Origin of the sequence: Kitasatospora sp. NPDC057512 (assembly GCF_042802135.1) — a bacterium.
Lineage (GTDB): Bacteria > Actinomycetota > Actinomycetes > Streptomycetales > Streptomycetaceae > Kitasatospora.
The window spans coordinates 1-1,098 of sequence record NZ_JBHVET010001288.1 but is presented as its reverse complement, the minus strand read 5'-3'; the positions used below and the strand labels follow the sequence as shown (position 1 = coordinate 1,098).

Below are 1,098 nucleotides of genomic sequence, written 5' to 3'. Positions count from 1 at the left end.
GCCCGCAGGCCCGCGGCGGTGAGCTGCCGGGCCAGGGTGCGGGCCACCTCGCGGGCGCGCTCGGCGCGGGCCGGCTCGGCGCGCAGCAGGCGCAGCGCGGCGAGGGCGGCTCCGGCGGCGGCCGGGGCGAGGCCGGTGTCGAAGATGAAGGTGCGGGCGGTCTCGGTGAGGTGCCGGATCACCCGGCGCGGGCCGAGGACGACGCCGCCCTGCGAGCCGAGCGACTTGGAGAGGGTGGCGGTGGCCACCGTGTCCGGCTGCCCGGCCAGCCCGGCCGCGGCGAGCGCCCCGGTGCCGCCGGGGCCGAGCACGCCCAGCCCGTGCGCGTCGTCCACCAGCAGCGCGGCGCCGTGCGCGCGGACGGCCTGCGACAGCGCGGGCAGCGGGGCCGCGTCGCCGTCCACCGAGAACACCGAGTCGGTGACCACCAGCGCCCGCCGCTGCGCCCGCCCGGCGAGCACCTCGGCCACCGCCGCCGGGTCGCCGTGCGGGGCCCGGTGGACGTCGGCGCGGGAGAGCCGGCAGCCGTCGATGAGGGAGGCGTGGTTGTAGGCGTCGGAGACGATCAGGGTGTCCGGGTCGGTGAGCGCGGTCAGCGCCGCGAGGTTGGCCGTGTACCCGGAGGAGAACACCAGCGCGGCCTCCACCCCGCAGAACTCGGCCAGCTCCTCCTCCAGTTCGGTGTGCAGCGCCGTCGTCCCGGTCACCAGCCGCGACCCCGTCGAGCCCCCGCCCCACCGCAGCGCCGCGTCCGCCGCGGCCCGGGCGACCACCGGATGCCTGGTCAGCCCCAGGTAGTCGTTCCCCGCGAGGTCCAGCACCGCGTCGTCCGCCGCCCGGCTGCGCAGCGTCCGCGTCAGCCCGGCCTCCGCCCGCATCGCGGCCGTCTCGTCGAGCCAGTCGAAGACGTGCGCGGGGGCGGAGGCGGCGAGGGCGGAGGGGCGCGGCTCGGCCGCGAGCGGATGGTTCATGCCCGGCACTCTGGCATGCCACCGCGTGTCGGGCAATGTGCGGATCGGCACAGTATCGACGGGCCATCCCTGTCGCGATTGCCCCGGGTGACCTCGCTGGTCATCCACTCCGGCGGCTGTTCGGGAC

The 1,098-nt window shown here is 77.8% G+C and carries 1 protein-coding gene; it reads right to left on the bottom strand.

Translation table 11 applies throughout. The features are described 5' to 3' along the window. Positions 1-971 (bottom strand): aminotransferase class I/II-fold pyridoxal phosphate-dependent enzyme (locus ACFU6K_RS39535; protein WP_380671585.1); only part of this gene is annotated, 971 nt, incomplete at its 3' end. Positions 972-1,098 lie beyond the last annotated feature (127 nt).